The organism is Lysinibacillus sp. GW247-5R2A (assembly GCF_059424475.1).
On sequence record NZ_JBWKZL010000006.1, the window covers coordinates 71,922 to 90,793 of the forward strand.

23 protein-coding genes are annotated in these 18,872 nt (G+C 37.1%); 4 read left to right on the forward strand and 19 right to left on the reverse strand.

Annotation, left to right across the window (positions count from 1 at the left end):
• Nucleotides 1-7 precede the first annotated feature (7 nt).
• A complete protein-coding gene (locus tag AC07YC_RS10875) occupies nucleotides 8-199 on the forward strand; it encodes an H-type small acid-soluble spore protein (protein ID WP_089985723.1) in 192 nt (63 codons plus the stop codon).
• A gap of 50 nt (nucleotides 200-249) precedes the next feature.
• Here the strand turns inward: AC07YC_RS10875 and AC07YC_RS10880 are convergent, their stop codons facing one another.
• From AC07YC_RS10880 to AC07YC_RS10890, 3 genes are all read right to left on the reverse strand, one after another.
• Nucleotides 250-2,400, reverse strand: coding sequence for a bifunctional diguanylate cyclase/phosphodiesterase (locus AC07YC_RS10880; RefSeq protein WP_494919352.1), 2,151 nt, complete (start codon nucleotides 2,398-2,400; stop codon nucleotides 250-252).
• Between the two features lie 190 nt (nucleotides 2,401-2,590).
• Complete coding sequence (locus tag AC07YC_RS10885; RefSeq protein ID WP_494919467.1) at nucleotides 2,591-2,767, reverse strand: RNA polymerase sigma factor; 177 nt, start codon at nucleotides 2,765-2,767, stop codon at nucleotides 2,591-2,593.
• Nucleotides 2,768-2,773: 6 nt separating this feature from the next.
• Nucleotides 2,774-3,133 (reverse strand): sigma factor, encoded by a 360-nt coding sequence (locus tag AC07YC_RS10890; RefSeq protein WP_494919354.1) that lies wholly within the window; start codon nucleotides 3,131-3,133, stop codon nucleotides 2,774-2,776.
• Nucleotides 3,134-3,369: 236 nt separating this feature from the next.
• On the opposite strand from AC07YC_RS10890, the gene sspI reads away from it, so the two are divergent.
• Both sspI and AC07YC_RS10900 read left to right on the forward strand, forming a co-directional pair.
• Nucleotides 3,370-3,579: a small acid-soluble spore protein SspI gene (gene sspI, locus AC07YC_RS10895; RefSeq protein ID WP_008179231.1), complete on the forward strand. Its 210-nt coding sequence runs from the start codon at nucleotides 3,370-3,372 to the stop codon at nucleotides 3,577-3,579.
• Nucleotides 3,580-3,657: 78 nt separating this feature from the next.
• Complete coding sequence (locus AC07YC_RS10900) at nucleotides 3,658-5,037, forward strand: FAD-binding oxidoreductase (RefSeq protein WP_494919356.1); 1,380 nt, start codon at nucleotides 3,658-3,660, stop codon at nucleotides 5,035-5,037.
• Nucleotides 5,038-5,077: 40 nt separating this feature from the next.
• Here the strand turns inward: AC07YC_RS10900 and AC07YC_RS10905 are convergent, their stop codons facing one another.
• The 12 genes from AC07YC_RS10905 to AC07YC_RS10960 form a co-directional block, all read right to left on the reverse strand.
• Complete coding sequence (locus tag AC07YC_RS10905) at nucleotides 5,078-5,590, reverse strand: GNAT family N-acetyltransferase (protein ID WP_025114512.1); 513 nt, start codon at nucleotides 5,588-5,590, stop codon at nucleotides 5,078-5,080.
• A 17-nt stretch (nucleotides 5,591-5,607) separates the two neighbouring features.
• A complete protein-coding gene (locus AC07YC_RS10910; RefSeq protein ID WP_494919358.1) occupies nucleotides 5,608-6,315 on the reverse strand; it encodes an amino acid ABC transporter permease in 708 nt (235 codons plus the stop codon).
• A gap of 11 nt (nucleotides 6,316-6,326) precedes the next feature.
• Complete coding sequence (locus AC07YC_RS10915; RefSeq protein WP_336635429.1) at nucleotides 6,327-7,031, reverse strand: amino acid ABC transporter permease; 705 nt, start codon at nucleotides 7,029-7,031, stop codon at nucleotides 6,327-6,329.
• A 24-nt stretch (nucleotides 7,032-7,055) separates the two neighbouring features.
• Nucleotides 7,056-7,880, reverse strand: a complete 825-nt coding sequence (locus AC07YC_RS10920; RefSeq protein WP_494919359.1) for a transporter substrate-binding domain-containing protein — start codon at nucleotides 7,878-7,880, stop codon at nucleotides 7,056-7,058.
• Between the two features lie 19 nt (nucleotides 7,881-7,899).
• The gene (locus AC07YC_RS10925) at nucleotides 7,900-8,178 is read right to left on the reverse strand and encodes a glutaredoxin family protein (protein ID WP_494919360.1); all 279 of its coding nucleotides are present in this window, start codon (nucleotides 8,176-8,178) and stop codon (nucleotides 7,900-7,902) included.
• Nucleotides 8,179-8,190: 12 nt separating this feature from the next.
• The gene (locus AC07YC_RS10930; protein ID WP_494919362.1) at nucleotides 8,191-9,204 is read right to left on the reverse strand and encodes an LLM class flavin-dependent oxidoreductase; all 1,014 of its coding nucleotides are present in this window, start codon (nucleotides 9,202-9,204) and stop codon (nucleotides 8,191-8,193) included.
• Between the two features lie 21 nt (nucleotides 9,205-9,225).
• Entirely contained in the window at nucleotides 9,226-10,578 is a 1,353-nt protein-coding gene (locus AC07YC_RS10935; protein WP_494919363.1) for an LLM class flavin-dependent oxidoreductase, read from the reverse strand.
• A gap of 185 nt (nucleotides 10,579-10,763) precedes the next feature.
• On the reverse strand, nucleotides 10,764-11,660 hold the full coding sequence (locus AC07YC_RS10940; protein ID WP_336635424.1) for a LysR family transcriptional regulator: 897 nt from the start codon (nucleotides 11,658-11,660) through the stop codon (nucleotides 10,764-10,766).
• 306 nt (nucleotides 11,661-11,966) lie between these two features.
• Nucleotides 11,967-12,932, reverse strand: a complete 966-nt coding sequence (gene argF, locus AC07YC_RS10945; RefSeq protein WP_494919364.1) for an ornithine carbamoyltransferase — start codon at nucleotides 12,930-12,932, stop codon at nucleotides 11,967-11,969.
• A 313-nt stretch (nucleotides 12,933-13,245) separates the two neighbouring features.
• Entirely contained in the window at nucleotides 13,246-14,751 is a 1,506-nt protein-coding gene (locus tag AC07YC_RS10950; RefSeq protein WP_494919366.1) for a thiol-activated cytolysin family protein, read from the reverse strand.
• Between the two features lie 221 nt (nucleotides 14,752-14,972).
• A complete protein-coding gene (locus tag AC07YC_RS10955) occupies nucleotides 14,973-16,061 on the reverse strand; it encodes a M42 family metallopeptidase (RefSeq protein ID WP_008179256.1) in 1,089 nt (362 codons plus the stop codon).
• A 97-nt stretch (nucleotides 16,062-16,158) separates the two neighbouring features.
• Nucleotides 16,159-16,644, reverse strand: coding sequence for a dUTP diphosphatase (locus AC07YC_RS10960; RefSeq protein ID WP_336635421.1), 486 nt, complete (start codon nucleotides 16,642-16,644; stop codon nucleotides 16,159-16,161).
• Between the two features lie 105 nt (nucleotides 16,645-16,749).
• On the opposite strand from AC07YC_RS10960, the gene AC07YC_RS10965 reads away from it, so the two are divergent.
• Nucleotides 16,750-17,142 carry a hypothetical protein gene (locus AC07YC_RS10965; RefSeq protein ID WP_008179260.1) on the forward strand — a complete coding sequence of 131 codons (393 nt, stop codon included), beginning with the start codon at nucleotides 16,750-16,752 and terminating at the stop codon, nucleotides 17,140-17,142.
• A gap of 27 nt (nucleotides 17,143-17,169) precedes the next feature.
• Here AC07YC_RS10965 and AC07YC_RS10970 read toward each other — a convergent pair whose 3' ends face one another.
• The 4 genes from AC07YC_RS10970 to infC form a co-directional block, all read right to left on the reverse strand.
• Nucleotides 17,170-17,433 (reverse strand): DUF1294 domain-containing protein, encoded by a 264-nt coding sequence (locus AC07YC_RS10970; protein ID WP_025114501.1) that lies wholly within the window; start codon nucleotides 17,431-17,433, stop codon nucleotides 17,170-17,172.
• 132 nt (nucleotides 17,434-17,565) lie between these two features.
• Nucleotides 17,566-17,925, reverse strand: coding sequence for a 50S ribosomal protein L20 (rplT, locus tag AC07YC_RS10975; RefSeq protein ID WP_004226314.1), 360 nt, complete (start codon nucleotides 17,923-17,925; stop codon nucleotides 17,566-17,568).
• Between the two features lie 55 nt (nucleotides 17,926-17,980).
• On the reverse strand, nucleotides 17,981-18,181 hold the full coding sequence (gene rpmI / locus AC07YC_RS10980; protein WP_004226312.1) for a 50S ribosomal protein L35: 201 nt from the start codon (nucleotides 18,179-18,181) through the stop codon (nucleotides 17,981-17,983).
• A gap of 31 nt (nucleotides 18,182-18,212) precedes the next feature.
• Entirely contained in the window at nucleotides 18,213-18,716 is a 504-nt protein-coding gene (infC, locus tag AC07YC_RS10985) for a translation initiation factor IF-3 (protein WP_025114499.1), read from the reverse strand.
• Nucleotides 18,717-18,872: the final 156 nt, after the last annotated feature.

The window sequence follows — 18,872 nt, forward strand, 5'->3', positions numbered from 1 at the left end:
GCTTCAGTTGGATTTTCAACGTGCACATGAAATTGTCGCCTCACCGTTAGAATATGAAGTGAGCTATAATGGCGTTTCCGTTTGGATCGATAAAATCCATGCTGATGAGAAAACAGCGACTGTTCTCCTGCGTCGTTCTTTAGGGGAAAGTTCAGATGTGGATATATCCGAACTTAAGGAAGAATATCTCGTTCACTAGAAAGGAAAGAACCTGCTTCATTTTTACCTAAGCAGGTTCTTTGCATTGCTTTACATACTATAATGTTCTTTATATTGAAGCTGCGTTAAGACTTCATCTACATGGTGGTGCAAATCATGAAAAGTTTCCGAAATTTGCTGAGGTGAAATCGGTCTACTAAATAAATAACCTTGAATATAATCACATCCACCTTCCATTAGAAACGACAGCTGCTCAACCTCTTCGATGCCCTCCGCCACAACCTTCAAGCGTAAATGCTTCGCCATTGAAATAATCATTGACACAAGAGCCTCATCATTTGGATTATGCTGAACATTTCTCACAAAAGTACGGTCAATTTTTAGACAATCAATGGGAAAATCCTTTAAATAGGATAAAGATGAATATCCTGTGCCAAAATCATCGACTGCTATTTGAATACCGAGCGCCTTTAATTCATGCAGTAGCTGTGTCATTTGATCAATATTCATTGTCATACTTTCCGTAATTTCTAATTGCAAATGATGAGCATCCAATTTCGAACGCTGTAATATATCACCCACCATTTCAACTAAATCCTGTTGAAATAATTGTCCAAGTGAAAGATTCACAGCCACTTTGATTGGAGGTAATCCTTGTTCTTCCCATTGTTTCGCTTGCTGACAGGCTGTTTCTAATATCCATTTGCCAAGAGGAATAATGAGACCACATTCTTCTGCAATCGGAATAAATATTTCAGGTGACACAAATCCTCGATTTGGATGTCGCCAGCGCACTAATGCTTCAACTGACTCAATCGCACCACTCCTTAAATTTACCTGTGGTTGATAATCTAAATAAAATTCGTTATTGGCTAACGCATTATGTAAATCTTGCTCTAACAATATACGATCTGCTATTCCTTTAGACATGTATGGCTTATAGAAAAGAAATCTTTGCGGTATTTGTCTAGACTCTCGCATGGCTAATTGAGCATGCATCAATAGCTCTTCACCCGTCCACTTTTCCTCCTGTAAGGCAATTCCCATATTTAAATTGCCATTTAACGAAAATAATTGTACTTGTAAAGGTTTTTTCATGGCACTTTTTAAATTCAAACAAAATTGTAATAGCTCTTCAATTGTCTTTACATGGTTAATATAAATGACAAATTGGCCCTCTTGTAGTTTGGTGGCAAAATAATGCGGTGGTAGGATCGTTTGTATACGTTCTGCCACTAGCTTCATCATTTTATTAGAATGACTGATCCCTATGGAAGAACGAATGGCTGCAAACCGATCAATTTCAATGGCAATAATCGCCTTTTGATGTCCATTTTCATGTAATTTTTCTTTTAATGTTTTAAGTAAAAAGTGCTCATTTGGTAATAGTGTAATATCGTCATGATAGGCTTGGAATTGTAGCTCCCGTTGTGATTGTTCAAGATCCTTCTTTATTTTTAACAGTTGTTGAAATGGTTTTTCAACAGATGTATAATAAATCGCCTTTAGGAAAAAGTAAAACGCTAAAAATTGATAGATAAGGGCGGAGAAATCCCATATCGCATGCGTATCTTGGCTTATAATAAAAAACGTATCACTTACAATGAGCGAGATAGCTGCACTGATGAGCCACATGGAACGCTTTGGCATTTTCTTAAAAAACCTACTAATAATGTTAATCGTTATTAGTTGAAGAACAATAGAAAATAGGTGTACGATATTATCAAGATGATCTATCCATTGCAATGGCAATAATTTTGGTGAGATATATACAAGGAGAATACTTGCTATAACAAAAAGTACAGAACCGCTATAACTAAGAATTCGATGCTTCATTGTTAATTGTTTTTTAGGGTATAAAATAATGAATAAAAAGCCGAGTGATAAGTAAAAACGTATTAATATATGTAAAGTATCCTCCATAAAGGCCCATCTGATGGAATGATTATGGGTAAAAAATAAACTGACTAATTCAAGTAATGCTAATATAAAAAACACATTTCCTATGTATAAAGTTTGATTTGATAGTAAGTGGGAAAAAACTAAATACGATTGTATGGCAATTGCCATCGTAAATACAATAATTAATACTTGTATAATCAATTTTAAATTTGTATAAATTTCACCTTGAAAAACACCATATATTTGATTGCTAAAACTTAATAATGGTATGACCAGCAGTAATGGTAATACCATGTACCAAACCTCTTTTTTATCGATCTGATTAAACCATTTGCCCAACACAAACCCTCCATACTACTATGTAAAAAAATCGCTAGGTATTTTTAACTATCATAATTGAATAATTTATGTAAAATTGTATTTTTCTTTGACTACTTACAAATCATAACACTTTTATCGTAATTTGTATGCATTCAAGTGAAGTATGCTAATATTCATTTTATTACAATATTAGCATACTTTTGATATATTATTGCTTTTTTCTCACTTCAAAATCCTTATTTCTTATCTTCTTAATGATTCTTTGCCTTCTTTTTTTACTGGCTTCTACTGAAAAACCTAGTATATTAGCGATGTCTTGATCACTGAGATTTTCTACATAATATAAGTATAAAATGCTCCTTTCTTCCTGTTTAAACTGGCACATCAAACCTTATAGAAAGTTGGAACTTTGTGGATAGTTATATTCCTCCCGCTCAAACTCATGACGAAGAAAATCAAGGGTTTCATCATCCACTGTTGCTATTTTCTCTACATAGTTTTTTTCCTTTATTAATTCATTTAATAGTTCTCCTTTTATTGTGGAATAAATATAACCAGATAATTGTCCTTTTGTTGGATCTGCCTTTAGCCATGCCTTCCAAACAGCAATAGCCGCTACTTGACGATAATAATCATAATCTTTATAAATTCTCAAACTTGTAAGAATAGAGCTAATCATCGGTTGCACGCTTTCCAAGACTTCCTCAAATGATTGGGTAGTTGTGAGCTTTCGATCGTTACGAATGGTCACTTGTCTCTTCCTATCGACTATGCACAGTCTAATATTCCTAGGTGACATTATCTTAAACCGGTTATTTCTCGAAATCGAATGTTCACTTTTATCATTTGATCGCTTAATATGGTTCAAATTCCTCTCAGTATTCATCATAATTACAGCTTATTTTTGTAAATTTGATATATTTTCTTTGGCATTTCGTACATATTAAAACGATACTTGGACAAATTACTAGTAAGGAGGCGAAATAGATGAATTTTCAAATTAGAGATGCGATTACAGCCAATGTACACGGTCAATCTGCAGCAGAAATTAAAGACATTGTTGAAGATGCCATTAGCCGTGGAGAAGAGCATTTACTGCCAGGACTTGGGGTATTTTTCGAAAAATGGTGGAAGCAATCAAGCTCCACTGAACAGGAAGCATTCGTTCAAAAGTTAGAAAAAGCATTTGCAAACTGATTTTTTATAAGCAATGCATTCCATTTCCAATAAATGCATGATAATGTTTTACTTATCAGAAAATTTGGAGGGATTGGAATGACTGTTGCAGTAGAATTTATTGTCAATCAACTCAAACAGGTATTATTAGAAGAACAAGTGTCAACAAACGAAACGGTACGACAGCTACATGGTAAGGATGAATCCCATCATCCGATGAGCTTACCTGATATCGTTGTTTTTCCCCGTTCCACCGCTGATGTCAGTGCCATCTTAAAAGTCGCGCATGCACAACGTGTTCCAGTTGTACCATTCGGTGTTGGCTCAAGTCTTGAAGGAAATGCAATTCCCATAGCAAATGGTATTTCAATCGATTTCTCTGAAATGAATGCTATTTTAGAAGTTAGACCTGAAGACCTTCTTGTAAAAGTACAGCCAGGCGTCACACGTTCACAATTGAATAAAGAATTAAAAAAGCATGGGCTACAATTTACAGTGGACCCTGGTGCTGATGCCACACTAGGTGGTATGGCAGCTACTAATGCTAGCGGCACTACTGCGGTTCGCTACGGTGTGATGCGCGATCAAGTTCGCGATTTAGAAGTAGTACTGGCAGACGGCTCTGTCATCCATACAGGAAATTTGGCAGCGAAGTCCTCATCTGGCTATCATTTAAACGGTTTATTCGTTGGCTCAGAAGGTACGCTTGGTTGCTTTACAGAGCTTACACTGAAAGTATATGGAATACCTGAATTTGTGACCGCAGGGCGGGCTGTCTTTAATACAGTCGGTGATGCTGTCAGTTCCGTCACAGCATTATTACAAACAGGAATATCAGTTGGTCGGGTGGAATTGGTCGATGAGGCCTCCATTCAGCAAGCCAATATTTATAATGACACTGCCTTTAGCGAAAAGCCGACACTCTTTTTAGAGTTCCATGGAAATGAAGCAGGTATGCATGCAGACATAGCATTTGCTACAGAAATTTTTGAGGACCTTCATTGCCTATCTGTTGAGTTTGAACACGATAATGCTGGACGTAATAAGCTTTGGGAAGCACGCCATTCATTGGCCTATGCTTATATGCATGCTCATCCTGGTAAAAAGCTTATGTCGACAGATGTTTGTGTTCCTATTTCCATGCTTGCAGAAACTATTTTATATGCTAGGGAGCAACTAAATACTGTTGGACTAGCAGGAGGAATTGTCGGGCATGTAGGAGACGGTAACTTCCATGCACTGTTAATGTTAAATCCCGATGATGCGGAGGAGCAGGCAAAAGCCGATCGCTTCAACGAGCACATCGTTCAATATGCACTACTTCGTGGAGGCACATGTACAGGAGAACACGGTGTTGGAATTGGCAAGATGAAATATCAGGCTACTGAACATGGTAGCTCCCTTGCTGTCATGAAAAGTATTAAGATAGCACTTGACCCCCTTAACATCATGAATCCAGGGAAAATTTTCTCCCTCTAGCCATAAGAAACCGCTGATTCCAATAATCAGCGGTTTTTATTTATAAATCATAGCGGAAGCTCTTTACTAATATATCTCCCTTATAAAATTCCTTCGACTCATCTCTTACAAAACCTAATGATAAATAAAGATTAATGGCAGCCTGCATAATATCTCCTGAATGCAAATATAGGGCTTGATCCTGTCTCTTTCTTGCAAAGGAAAAGCTTTCCTGTAATAATTTCTTGGCCACTCCCTGCCCTCTCCCTTTTGGATGGACCCCCAATAAACGCACGATGGTCGATTGAATATTAAGCTCAGGCAGCCCATATGCTTTCTCCGCATCGGTAAATAATTGTAGTCCACCTAAAATCTCATCCCCTCGCTTTGCAACTAGTATCGTTTCGGCGTTTGGATTGCCAACGGATGCTCGAATATCATTTAAATACGAAGCCCAGTTCTCTGGGTCCTTATAATCCTTTTCATATTGCCCATAGCTTTCTACTAGAACCTCAAGATAATTTGCATAATCTTCCTCTTGTAAATGTTCAATAACAATTTCCGCTATTGTCATATATTATCCCCTTTCTACTATAGGCCACTTTTACTATAGGCCGTTACTCTTTTTTCAATACGATGTGAGATCCATTCTGTAATAATTGAAATCCCCCAATAAATGATACCAACCGCAATGAAAGCCTCTAAAAACTTCAAGTTCACAGAAGCAACAATGTTCGCCACTCCTGTCAATTCTTTAATCGACAGAAAAAAGGCTAATGATGTAGCATGTAAAAAACCAATAAAGACATTCGTAAAATTAGGAATGGACTTACCAAATGCTTGGGGTAAAATATAACGTCGCATTGCTTGTGTAAAGGTTAAACCTATTGCATACGCCGCTTCCAATTGCCCTTTCGGTACACTTAAAATACCAGAACGAATAATTTCCGATGCATAAGCACCTGCACTGAATGTTAGTGCAAGTATGACAAAAAATAATATTGGAATGGAGCTGGATTGAAATGATAAGTGGAAAGTATTGGCCACAACATCCACAAGCATGGGTAATCCAAAATAAACAAGCATGATATGCATGATAATAGGTGTGCCTCTGAAAAAGGAAACATAAAAATTTAAGAAGGGTGTCAAAAATTTTATTTGTTTTATCCGCACAAAGACTATAAGTATTCCTATTACAATGCCTAATAAAACAGGTGTAAATGTCATGAATAGAGTTAGCGGTATTACTCTACTAATTTCTCGTAATGCCACTAACACAAATGCAATATCAATGGTCATAGCACTTCCCCCTAATGAGTGGCAACTTCTTTTGGCATATAGCGGTTGAAATAACGTTCATTGAATTTGAATATTTTTTCAAGAATTATGACAATCGCAAAGTAAACGATCGATAATGCCACATATATTTCAAATGCCCGAGTTGTGGACGCGATTAAAGTTTCTCCACGCCCAACCATATCCATTACACCTATGGAAAAAGCGAGTGATGTATCTTTTAACGAACTAATCATTGTGTTCGCTATATTTGGAAAAGCAACGCGGATTGCTTGTGGGAAAACAATTCGTAGAAAAGCCTGAGGACCGCTTAAGCCTACGGAATAGGCTGCCTCCATTTGCCCGCGGTCAACAGTTAATATGGCTGCACGAAATATTTCAGCAAAGGCTGCCGCATTGCTCAAAGTATACGTAATAATGACAAAATACATCGCATCCATTCGAGTAACATCAATATGAATGAGCTTGAGGAGTGCTGGTACACCATAAAATACTAAAAACAACTGCACTAAAATGGGTGTGCCACGAATAAATGAAATATAAATTGTAATAAGTTGCTTTAATCCTGCTACGTTTAGAAGCTTTGGTATAGCTAGCATAATTCCAAGCACCATACCAAAAAGTATGGAGAACACTAGTATTTCAGCTGTTACTGGTAAATACTGAAGCAATGTCGGAAGTACTTTCGCAATAAGTACGAAATCAAAATTATTATCCATACTTCTTTCTTCCTTTCCTGATTGTTAGAAGTCTACTGTGTAATCATCTCCTAACCATTTCTTACTTAGATCGCTAATCACTCCCTCTTTCTTTAGCTCAACAATGGCATCATCTAAACGCTCTTGTAACTTCACTTCATCCTTATTTAATAAGAAATAAACCTTCGAATTTAATAATGCATCCCCAACGACCTTTTGCTGTGCCTCATTGCTTTCGTTATAGTATTTCACCGCAAAGGGTGTCGTAATAATGGCATCAATACGGCCACTTGCCAGTTGATTATTCACATCGACTGAACCTGAAGAATAAACGATATTTGCGCCTAAATGATGGTCCTTATTATATTTTTCAATAAAGACAGCGGAGTTACTTGTTGGCGAAACGCTCACATTCTTTCCTTTCAAATCTTCAATAGATTGAATCTCATTATTCTTTTCATTAACGGTCACCTTTAATGGGAAAACATTATAGGGTTCTTTATTAAATAAAAACTTTTCTTCTCGTTCACTATTAACTTCCATTTGATGGGCAATAAAATCTATTTTTCTTGTTTCTAAACTTAGTAATAAATTTGAAAATTCCATTGTTTTCAATTCGAATTCATATTCAGGTAGCTTTTCGTCGATTGCTCGAACTAGTTCTACATCATAGCCGGTTAAGTTTCCTTTTTCATCTATAAAACAAATATTTGGAAATTGTGTACCTGTACCGACAATAATTTTTTGGACATCTTTCCCACCCTGTGCTGTTTTTTGTTCATTTGAACCTCCGTCCGATTTTTCCGAACTCGCACATGCTGTTAATAGCGTCATCAGTAAAAGTAACAGCAAAAACAATATTTTTTTCATATATTTCCCTCTCCTTTTTCTATATATGTGAGGGTAAGCCCACGGCAAGTGCATTCTTTACATGCTCTAATCCAATTTCTTTTATGGCTCTATAGACACCACTTTCACTCGAGCCAATTTCCACAATCGGCACATAACGAACGCCATATTTTAAGTCAAGAATGTCTCTAAATGTATCATTATTAGTTACATCGACTGTTTTATAGGTCATATGCTGTTCATATAAATACGCTTTTATATCATCACAATAGCTACATCCCTGCTTTGACCAAACAATAATATCTCTTGTCACTGTCATTAATTTTCCTCCTTAGCTTACCGTTACTTGTTGCTGTAGCTTTAAATGAACAGGACTTAAAAGCTCAAAGGAGCGTTGCCGTTCAAATTCCTTTCGTACAGGCGTGTGTAAAATGAATTCATCTATTTCATATTGCACGTGAAAATGATCCAGTAGATTTTTAATTTCTTCTGGCGACCCATAAACGATATCCGCATCATATTGTTTGACCGTATATGCCTCTCCAGATTCCTGCCCAAATTTTTCTGCTAGCTCTACTGATTGTAAAGTCAATGTTCTACCGCTTGCTAAATGGACTTTTATAATTTTTTGCTCTTCAATCAAGCCTTTTGCCTCTTTATTTGTCGGTGCTGCAACGGCTGCAATCGAGACAGCAAAGTGACCATTTGGATGATGTTCACGATAAATGCTAGACGACTGTGCCAATAATTCATTGTCGCTATTAATAAATCGGGCAAAGACAAATGCAATACCAAGTTTCCCTGCAAGTTCTGCACTTTGCGGACTTGCCCCTAATAAGAATAGAGACGGCTTTACTTTCGGAATGGGTGTTGCTTGCACGCCATGGAGATTATGATTCGTAGGTACGTTTTGTTCAATTAATTGCTGTAAAAATGTTAGTCTTTCCTCAAAGTCCTCTCCTTGATTGAGCGTGCCATATTGTAAAGCTTTTGTAGAAAGCGGTAAACCACCTGGTGCCTTCCCAATGCCTAAATCAACGCGCCCCGGCTCTAATGATGCAAGAACATGAAAATTTTCAGCTACTTTGTATGGACTGTAATGCTGAAGCATGACTCCACCAGACCCAATGCGAATAGACGCGGTTTTTGCAAGTAAATAGGACACTAATACTTCTGGAGATGACCCTGCCAGTGCATCCGTATGATGATGCTCCGAAACCCAAAAACGAGAGTAGCCTAACTGTTCTGCTTTCTGTGCCAATGCGACCGTTTTTTGTAAGGTTTGCTCATTGGTAGCTCCATCAATAATTGGACTTTGATCTAATATGCCTAATGTATAACTCATACACAGCCTCCTTAATTTCACTTATTCAAATAAATTTACTAGGTTTTTAGACAGACGTTTGATATACCGGCTTTCTTTAAATGGTAAACCTAAATTCCCACGTAATGTATCTGCTTCATAGTCTTCTCGATAAAGTCCTCTAGCTTGTAAAATCGGTACTACTTTATCAACAAAATCCTCTAAGGCACCTGGTACCGTTACACCAATTATGAAGCCATCTGCTGCCTCCTGCTCAAACCATTCCTGTACAAGATCTGCCACCTGCTCTGCCGTTCCAAAAAATGCTGTTTTAGGAGTTGCCTCTCGTAAAGCAACCTGACGTAATGTAAGTCCCTCCTGCTTAGCATAGCGTTTAATATAATCAGTCGTACTTCTAAAGCTATTGGCTCCAATATCACCTAGCTCAGGAAACAGTGCGTCCACATCATATTGTGTAAAATCATGATGATCAAAATAACGTCCAAGATAAGCCAAAGCACGGTCAATGGAAACTAATTCAACAATTTCCTGGTATTTTGCCTCTGCTTCCTCCACTGTATCGCCAATGATTGGGGAAATACCGGGAAAAATCTTTACCTCATCTGGATTTCGCTCAAATGCTGCAATCTCTGCTTTTACTCTTTTATAAAATTTTTGAGATTCTTCAATAGATGCTCCATGTGTAAAAATGGCATCTGCATCCTTGGCAGCCAACCGAATCCCAGCATCAGATGCCCCAGCCTGGAATATAACTGGCTGACCTTGCTTTGTTCGTCCAATATTAAGTGGACCTTGGACTGAAAAATACTGCCCTTTATGATGTAGCGTGTGCAATTTTTCTGGATCAAAAAATTGGTCGTTTTCGATATCTGCAATAAAGGCATCATCTTCCCAGGAATCCCATAAACCTTTGACAACCTCTAAATATTCTTCAGCGATTTGATAGCGTTCTGCATGACTAGGATGTTGTTCAATCGTTTTATTGTAGTTCAAAGCTGTACTTTCTAAAGGAGTAGTGACAACATTCCAGCCTGCACGCCCTGCACTAATATGATCTAAAGAAGCAAACTGGCGTGCCACTGTGAATGGTTCGCTATAGGAAGTCGATACCGTTCCAACTAACCCAATATTGTTAGTTGCTACAGCCAATGCTGATAATATCGTAATAGGCTCAAAACGATTTAAAAAATGAGGAATCGATTTTTCATTAATAAATAAGCCATCCGCAATAAAAGCAACGTCAAATTTCCCTTCCTCTGCCTTTTGTGCCTGTTGAATATAAAAAGGTAGGTTGACACTTTGATTGCTCGCTACCTTGGGATGACGCCAACTTGAAATATTACCACCTACCCCGTGAATAATTGCTCCAAAACGAATTTTGTCTTGTCTAGCCATATCCATTCCTCCTCATTTTTATTTTTTACTAAACATAGTGGTTAAGTATGTTTTTGTGTTAAAAAAATATTTATTTACGATTACTCATAAATAAATTTGGATTGAGAATGATATTACAGTTCATTCAGACAATTTGCAATAGCTTCAGTAATAGAAAAAATTTAGCGTTTATATAAAAAATTTTATCACTTCACCATTTGTACCCTTTCAAAATCCTTCGCTGTCTGGCAAATTGTCTCCCAAAAAGCTGAAGTCAATGTATCTTTATTTTTATAAGTTAGGAAGATATGTTGATTTATATCCAGTAAATGCTTAATATCTACTTCAATAAATTCGCCGCTTTCAAGTTCATTTTTGACACAAAGCTGTGGTAAAAAGCTAATGTATTTTTTTGTGCGAATGAAAGCCTTAGCGACCTCTAAATGGTCGGTTCGAACCTCTATATTGGCTGCTACACCCTCTACCTCGAACATTTTATGCACATAGTTCCAATCAAACGCTCCACACTCAAAAAACACCATTTCCTGTTGTGCCAATTCTTTCGCTTCGATGCATTCATATTGTGGTAATGGATGTTCACAATGCTTCACAAGCTTCACCGCATTATTTAATAATAACTCGTTGAATATCCCCTCTCTGTGCACATACTGAATAAAAGCTACATGAATTTGGTGACTCTCTAATTTCTCTAATAGAGTAGCTGTTGAACCTGTCACCAATTGAAAACGCAAATTAGGAAACCGTTCTTTCCATTTAGGCAACGCATACGCTAAAAAATATTGGGCTGTAACGCCATTTGCACCAATACATACATCATCTGTTTCCTGTGTCTTTTCCAATTGCTTCTTTCCTTGCTGAAATGTTTGTACGATTTGAGTCGCAAAAGGTAAAAAATCTTTACCTTTATCTGATAAGGTTACACTTCGTCCCTCTCGATAAAATAACTCAACCCCTAGCTCCCGCTCCAATGATTTGATGCGTGCAGTCACAGTCGGTTGAGAAAGAAACAAGACGTTGGCTGCCTTATGCGTACTCTTATAATGGACAACATATAAAAAAGCCTCGATATGATCTATATTCATGTGAATTCCATCCCTTCACTCCTTATTTACTCTATTATATAAAGAATTCTTTATATTCTCTATAATTTATAGGAAAACTTAGTTTTTAGTCCTATATCCCTCGATACAATAGAAAAAAGTAACCCAGCGTCTCCCAGGTTACTTAACTATGTAGCGATGTAGCCATCCATCTTGACAACAAGCATCGCGCGTGGTGAACATCCCTCTGTCTGTCAGCCACTTGTATGTTATTCACATAGACACCCTCTGTTGCCCATGTAAACTCTATTTATTGTACTTCTCGCCCCGAAAAGTAATGGTCACATTTTACGCTAGAATCGATGCAAGAACTGCTTTCTGTGCATGAAGTCGGTTCTCAGCTTGCTCAAAAATATAAGAATGAGGGCCATCAATAACTGATGTTGCCACTTCTTCCTCACGATGTGCTGGCAAGCAGTGCAGGAACATGTAGTTCGGTTTTGCATACGCTACAAGCTCATCATTAATTTGGTAATCTGCAAAATCTTGCAAACGTTTTGCTGCTTCTTCCTCTTGGCCCATTGATGTCCAAACATCTGCATAAACAACATCTGCATTTAATACTGCCTCCACAGGGTCATGTGTCACCAGAATTGTGCTGCCATTTGCCGCAGCGATTGCTTGTGCCTTAGCGATAACTTCCGCATCACACTCATAGCCCACTGGTGTCGCCACAGCTACATTCATCCCTACATGTGCTGAAGCAACTATTAAAGAATGCGCTACATTGTTGCCATCTCCCACATAGGCTATTTTAAGCCCCTTTAAATAACCTTTGTTCTCTGCAATTGTTTCTAGATCTGCTAAAGCTTGGCATGGATGATAAATATCTGTTAATCCATTGATAACAGGAATAGCTGCATGCTCTGCTAGTTCCTTCACCATTGCATGGGAATTTGCTCGAATCATAATGCCATCTAAATAGCCTGATAAGACATGTGCTGTATCGTAAATGGATTCACCACGACCTATTTGTAAATCACGCGCATGCATAAACATACTTTTTCCGCCTAGCTGATTCATACCTACTTCAAATGAAATACGAGTACGCGTTGAATGTTTTTCAAAAATCATACCAAGTGTTTTGCCTTCTAATAATCTTGGGCATTTCCCGTCTTTGGTAATCATTTTAAGCTGTGTTGCTAATTCAATAAGTTCTTCAACTTCTTGACTTGTATAGTTTAGCAAAGTTAATAGGTCTTTTCCCTTTAAACTAGAAACTAACTTTAGCTGTACTTCTTCGAGTAATTTCATGGCCTTCGCTCCTTGTATCATTGCTGTTGAAATCAGTATAACATGCATAAATATAAAATCAACTGAATTTTTATAATTTTATTGAAGAAATATTAAATGTGACTAAAATTCGTCAACTTGAATATTTATGCATATCGACAATTTTTTCTATTGAATTCTTTGTAGAGATTCACTTGAGAAAGAGCGTTAAGAATAAAGAAAGAAAAGGGAAAGCCGTTATGAAAAGAATTTGAAAACGTTAAAAACCTCCTAACAATAATTTGTTAGGAGGTAAAATTTCTTTATACATGTTATTACCTGTCTATATTGCTACTTACTCGATACTACCTGATGGGTATAATGTAGTTCCTCCAATGGAGACTTTGATTTCATTAGACATTGGGACATTATATTCATCAATAACCGTTCTCCACCATTCCCATGCAAGACCTGTACATTCTCTTGCATAAATTCTTATATTTTTTGAATTAGCCGGAAGCGGTATGACTGTAGAGAAATGAGCGGTTTTGTCCTTCCAATTGCCATCCCAAGCTTTATGGGTTAATACTTCATTTCCATTTTCATCGTACGAGAATTCGTCCCAAGCTACTTCAAATTGAGCAACGTATGCACCATAATGATCGAGGATGATCTTTCCTTTAGAATATTCCGTAGCTGTCGTCTCGATATAATCTGTATTATTATGAACAGCAGCAATTGAATGATCCTTTAAGAAAACGCTTGTATAGGAGATCGGATAAGCTGGATTTTTAAGACTAAATTCTCCATTATCTTTAATTACTTCTCGAATATCATTAAAGTCCTTTGAAACAATTTGATTATGCTTTTGTGAATCTCCGCCTAATACTACAGCCGTAAAGGAACTTTCCTCAAAAATATCCTTGTATTGTGCACTAGTTTCTACATTCGTATTAGCATTCTTCAGTAATGCTTTAAAAGCAGCTTGTACATCCTTACTCTTTGAGCTTGTTTCTAATTTCACATAAATTGTTCTCCCATAGGCTACATTCGACACCATAACAGGAGGGGCATCATTGCTTACTCCTTTACGAGTTAACTCTGCAAAATTAACGCTATCATCGAAAAGATCTGATGGATTGTTAGGCAATTCAGCACTTACGGTATAAAAAATTTGTTTGTATGCCGCAACCATCACTTTTTTCTCTCCATTCGCAATCGCATTAAAGTCAATTCCCAGTGAATTGTCGAGAACTTGGGCGTTTACATTCAAAGCGCTTGCTATTTGAGATTTGCTATAAACCATAGATTCTGAATATTGTAGTCTTGCAGGCAAAGTATGTGTTGTGGAATACTTCTCACTCCAAGTAGACACTAACTCATCCACTGCACCAGATACATTTCCATATGTCGGATTATCCACAGTTAAAGTATTTTCCCTTTTCATGCCAGGTAAATCAATGCTAATATTTAGTGGTTTTCTTTTAGCCACCAATAAGCTAGGTTGATTGTCTACAAAAGCTTGGTTGGCAAGTTGTAATGCTCCTGGATATGTACGATTCGCCATAGAATCAATAATTGATATATCCACTGGAGAAGTTGTTAGTGATTTCTTGTTACGCTCCACCACTATAAATTTATCATTTGAGCTAACACCTTCTTTAGGAACAAAGCTATCCACCCTGTCACCATTCACTGCTAATATTTCCCTGTTGTTGTAATTCAAGTTTGCTATACCCATATCAATATCACTAGAACTATTCGTATCAAGTGTTTCAGCAAATGAAATACTTGGATAAGTTAGAAGGCATAAACTAATAGATAAACCTAATAAAAACTTGATTGTTTTTTGAATTCCCAAATTAATCCACTCCTTTTATAGGAAATTATACCATATAAAAATAATTTTTAAATATAGTATTTTCGTTTCATTTTCATCGTGCTCATAACATGTACTTATGATTAATATTCATAACTATTATGTTAAATCGTTGCGATTCCTTTTTTAACCAACAAAAAAGCCTCCTAACATTTAGTTAGAAGGCAAACCACATGTAATTCTATTTAGTTTTTTCCATTCAATTAATCGAATGTAATTTTATTGACTGCATCACGGTCTAATTTTTTAATGACTTCCACCATTAATTTAACGGCATTATCATAATCATCACGATGTAGGATACCTGCATGTGAATGGATGTAGCGTGTTGCAATACCGATGGATAGTGCTGGTACGCCATTTGCAGTTACGTGGATAGAGCCTGCATCTGTACCACCGCCAGCCATTGCTTCAAATTGGTATGGAATATTGTTCTCGTCTGCTACGTCTAATACGAATTCACGTAAGCCACGGTGTGACACCATAGATGCATCATAGACAACGATTTGAGGGCCCGCACCCATTTTACTAGTTGATTCTTTAGCTGTTACTCCTGGAGTATCTCCCGCTACACCTACATCAACTGCAAATCCAATATCCGGTTGGATTTTATGTGTTGCCGTTTTAGCTCCACGAAGTCCAACTTCTTCTTGCACATTTCCTACTGAATAAAGAATATTAGGATGTTTTTCATTTTGTAAAGCTTTCATTACATCAATAGCAATGGCACAACCAATGCGATTATCCCAAGCTTTTGCTAATAGATATTTTTCATTTTTCATCACATTAAATTCGAAATATGGTGTTACCATATCACCAGGACGTACGCCCCACTCAAGCACTTCATCTTTAGAAGCGGCACCAATATCAATAAACATATCTTTAATGTCTACTACTTTATTGCGCACATCAGCAGGTAAAATATGAGGTGGTTTTGAACCGATAACCCCAATTACTTCATCGCCTTTACGTGTCGTAATCGTAACGCGCTGTGCCAACATAACTTGGCTCCACCAGCCACCAACTGTTTGGAATTTGATAAAGCCTTTGTCATCAATTTGTGTAACCATGAAGCCTACTTCATCTAAATGTCCTGCCACGACGATTTTAGGACCGTTTTCATCGCCTACTTTTTTAGCAATTACACTACCTAAGTTATCTGTTTCTACAGTATCTGCATAGGGTGCAATATATTTTTTCATGACCTCACGCGGTGCACGTTCATTGCCTGCAATACCATTTGCATCTGTTAAATCTTTAAACATTTGTAATGTTGGATCTAGTTGTGTCATCCTTTTGCCTCCTACGTCTTGTATCTATTTTATTATACTTCGTTTACCGAAATATTCCTAGCTTAATCGTCTGAAAATTGGTGTATTTCTTAATTATTTAATATCCTGTCCGTTGACGATTATAATTTTCTTCGTTTTTTTCAATATACGCACGAACTACATCTTCGAAGGTAAAACCAAGATTGTACGCAAGTAAACCATAGCATTGCCAAATTGCTAGATATCGATCCTCTGTCGGTTGTTGGATAAATGCTAAAATAGCACCTTGTGTCTCTAAAAATATTGCTGTTAAATGTCTCTGTTCTTCTATCACTGGCCATTTTTCGATTGTTGTATAGTTCCTTAATAAGCCCAAGGAAAGGATAAAATGAATAGAATCTACATATTCTTCTAAAATGACTTCTCGTGCTGAAGGCCCTTTTGTGCTCCAAAATTTAAAGCAGCGCGTTTCATTGGCTAGCTCAGCTAGCTCTACCATTAATGCTAGTCCTTTTTCTTGAAATACATCCTGCTGAATATTTTGAGTTTGCTCAATAAAATCATCCAGCTCTTTTTGCATCATAAACAATTGTTGTATATTCATTTTTTTCTCCTAAATTTCTAAAAAATATTTAAATAAAAGTGAAACTATTTGACCTCCCTAATCGTATAGGAAAGAATAACCTTTCTTCAAGGGGGAAATTTAAACATGTTGCCGTTACTAATTCGACTTGCTGTAATTGCGCTTATTATTTATGTATTTTATAAAGCGATTCGTTATATAACTGATCCTAAACGCAAACTTGATGAAGCCTATGAAAAAGGCCAATACTACTTTTATGATGACGTTAAAAATGTCCGGAAAAATTTCTTTATTTCCTATAAGGGTGCTCTTTTTGAAGGTGAAAAATATTTAGGTACAACTGAGGATGCTTTCGAGGTTGTCACTATTTTTGTTGGCGCACGTGATACCGCAACTTTGCAGGGCTTTACAAAAGGCGACTTTGAATATTTACAGCAAGAAATTCTATTGAATTATCCAAGTGCAAAAATCAATTGGAAGCAGCCCATTGAACAGCTTATGCGTAACACATCCTCTTGATGAGGATGTGTTTTAAAATGTTTTCATTTATAACCAAAGCTGTACGATAATAAAAATTTGGATGGCTGCAAGTAGAGGAAATCCAAATGCAAAACTATTATGGCGTGTTTTATGACGGAATAAATACATGCCAAGCACCCCGCCCACTGCTCCTCCTACGATGGCTAGTGTAAACAAAGTACGCTCTGCAATACGCCATTCATGCTTTTTAGCACGCGATTTGTCCATACCCATTAAAATAAGTAACACAATCGATATAATACTCATATAAGCTAATAATGCTTGTCCCATTCTCTACTCCTTTATTAACAAACGTATATTATTAATCTAACACAAAAAAGACTGATGGAAAAATCCATCAGTCTTTTTTACACCTGTCGCATCCGCTTTCGGTGAAGAAACAATATTTAACTGAGTCAAATATTATTTAGCTACAGCTTTTTTAGCAGCGTCTGCTAATTGAGTGAATGCAGCAGCATCAGTTACAGCAAGGTCAGCTAACATTTTACGGTTAACTTCGATACCAGCAACTTTTAAACCGTGCATTAAACGGCTGTAAGAAAGACCGTTCATACGAGCAGCTGCGTTAATACGAGTGATCCATAATTTACGGAAATCACGTTTTTTCTGACGACGGTCACGGTATGCATATTGACCTGACTTCATTACTGCTTGGTTAGCAACTTTATATAATGTATGTTTTGAACCGTAGTAACCTTTAGCTAATTTTAATACTTTTTTACGACGTTTGCGCGTCACTGTTCCGCCTTTTACGCGTGGCATATGAATTACCTCCTGCTTTTCATTAAAAAATGAATGTTAGTATTTTTGTAGTCAATTATTTCATGTAAACAAGTAGAGATTTGATGCGTTTGAAGTCACCAGATGAAACGATGTTTGCTTTACGTAGGTGACGTTTTTGTTTCGTAGATTTGTTTGCGAATAAGTGGCTTCCATAAGCACGGTCATATTTTAATTTACCTGAACCCGTTTTTTTGAAACGTTTCGCAGCTCCACGGTGAGTTTTCATTTTTGGCATGTCGAATTCCTCCTAAACTGTTCGTCTAATATTATTTCTCGTTCTTTGGTTGAAGAACTAAGAACATGCTTCGGCCTTCCATCTTCGGTTTTTGTTCTACCGTTGATACTTCAGCACAAGCTTCAGCAAAACGATCTAACACACGTTGACCAATATCTTTGTGTGTAATCGCACGACCTTTGAAACGTAGGCTACATTTTACTTTATCGCCTTTTTCAAGGAATTTAATCGCATTACGTAGCTTCGTTTGGAAATCATGTTCATCGATTGATGGGCTCAGACGAACCTCTTTCATTACGATGACCTTTTGATTTTTACGAATTTCACGGTCTTTCTTTTGCTGTTCAAACTTAAATTTACCATAGTCCATGATACGAGCGACTGGCGGCTTGGCTTGAGGGGCCACAAGGACAAGATCCAAGTTTACACGAGTGGCGATTTCTAGCGCTTCATTACGTGTCTTTACACCAAGCTGGTCACCATTGTGATCGATTAATCGAAGTTCACGTGCGCGAATGCCTTCGTTTACATACATGTCTTTGCTAATAGTAATCCACCTCCAAGTAGTTGTCGCGAATACATGGTTTGGGCAAAGCCTTGCCCGGTTGAACGGTACATCCTCTTGTCATGTCCATAAAAAAAGGACGGACATTTTGAAGATGTCCGCCCGCTATATGTGCATGCGCAAGTT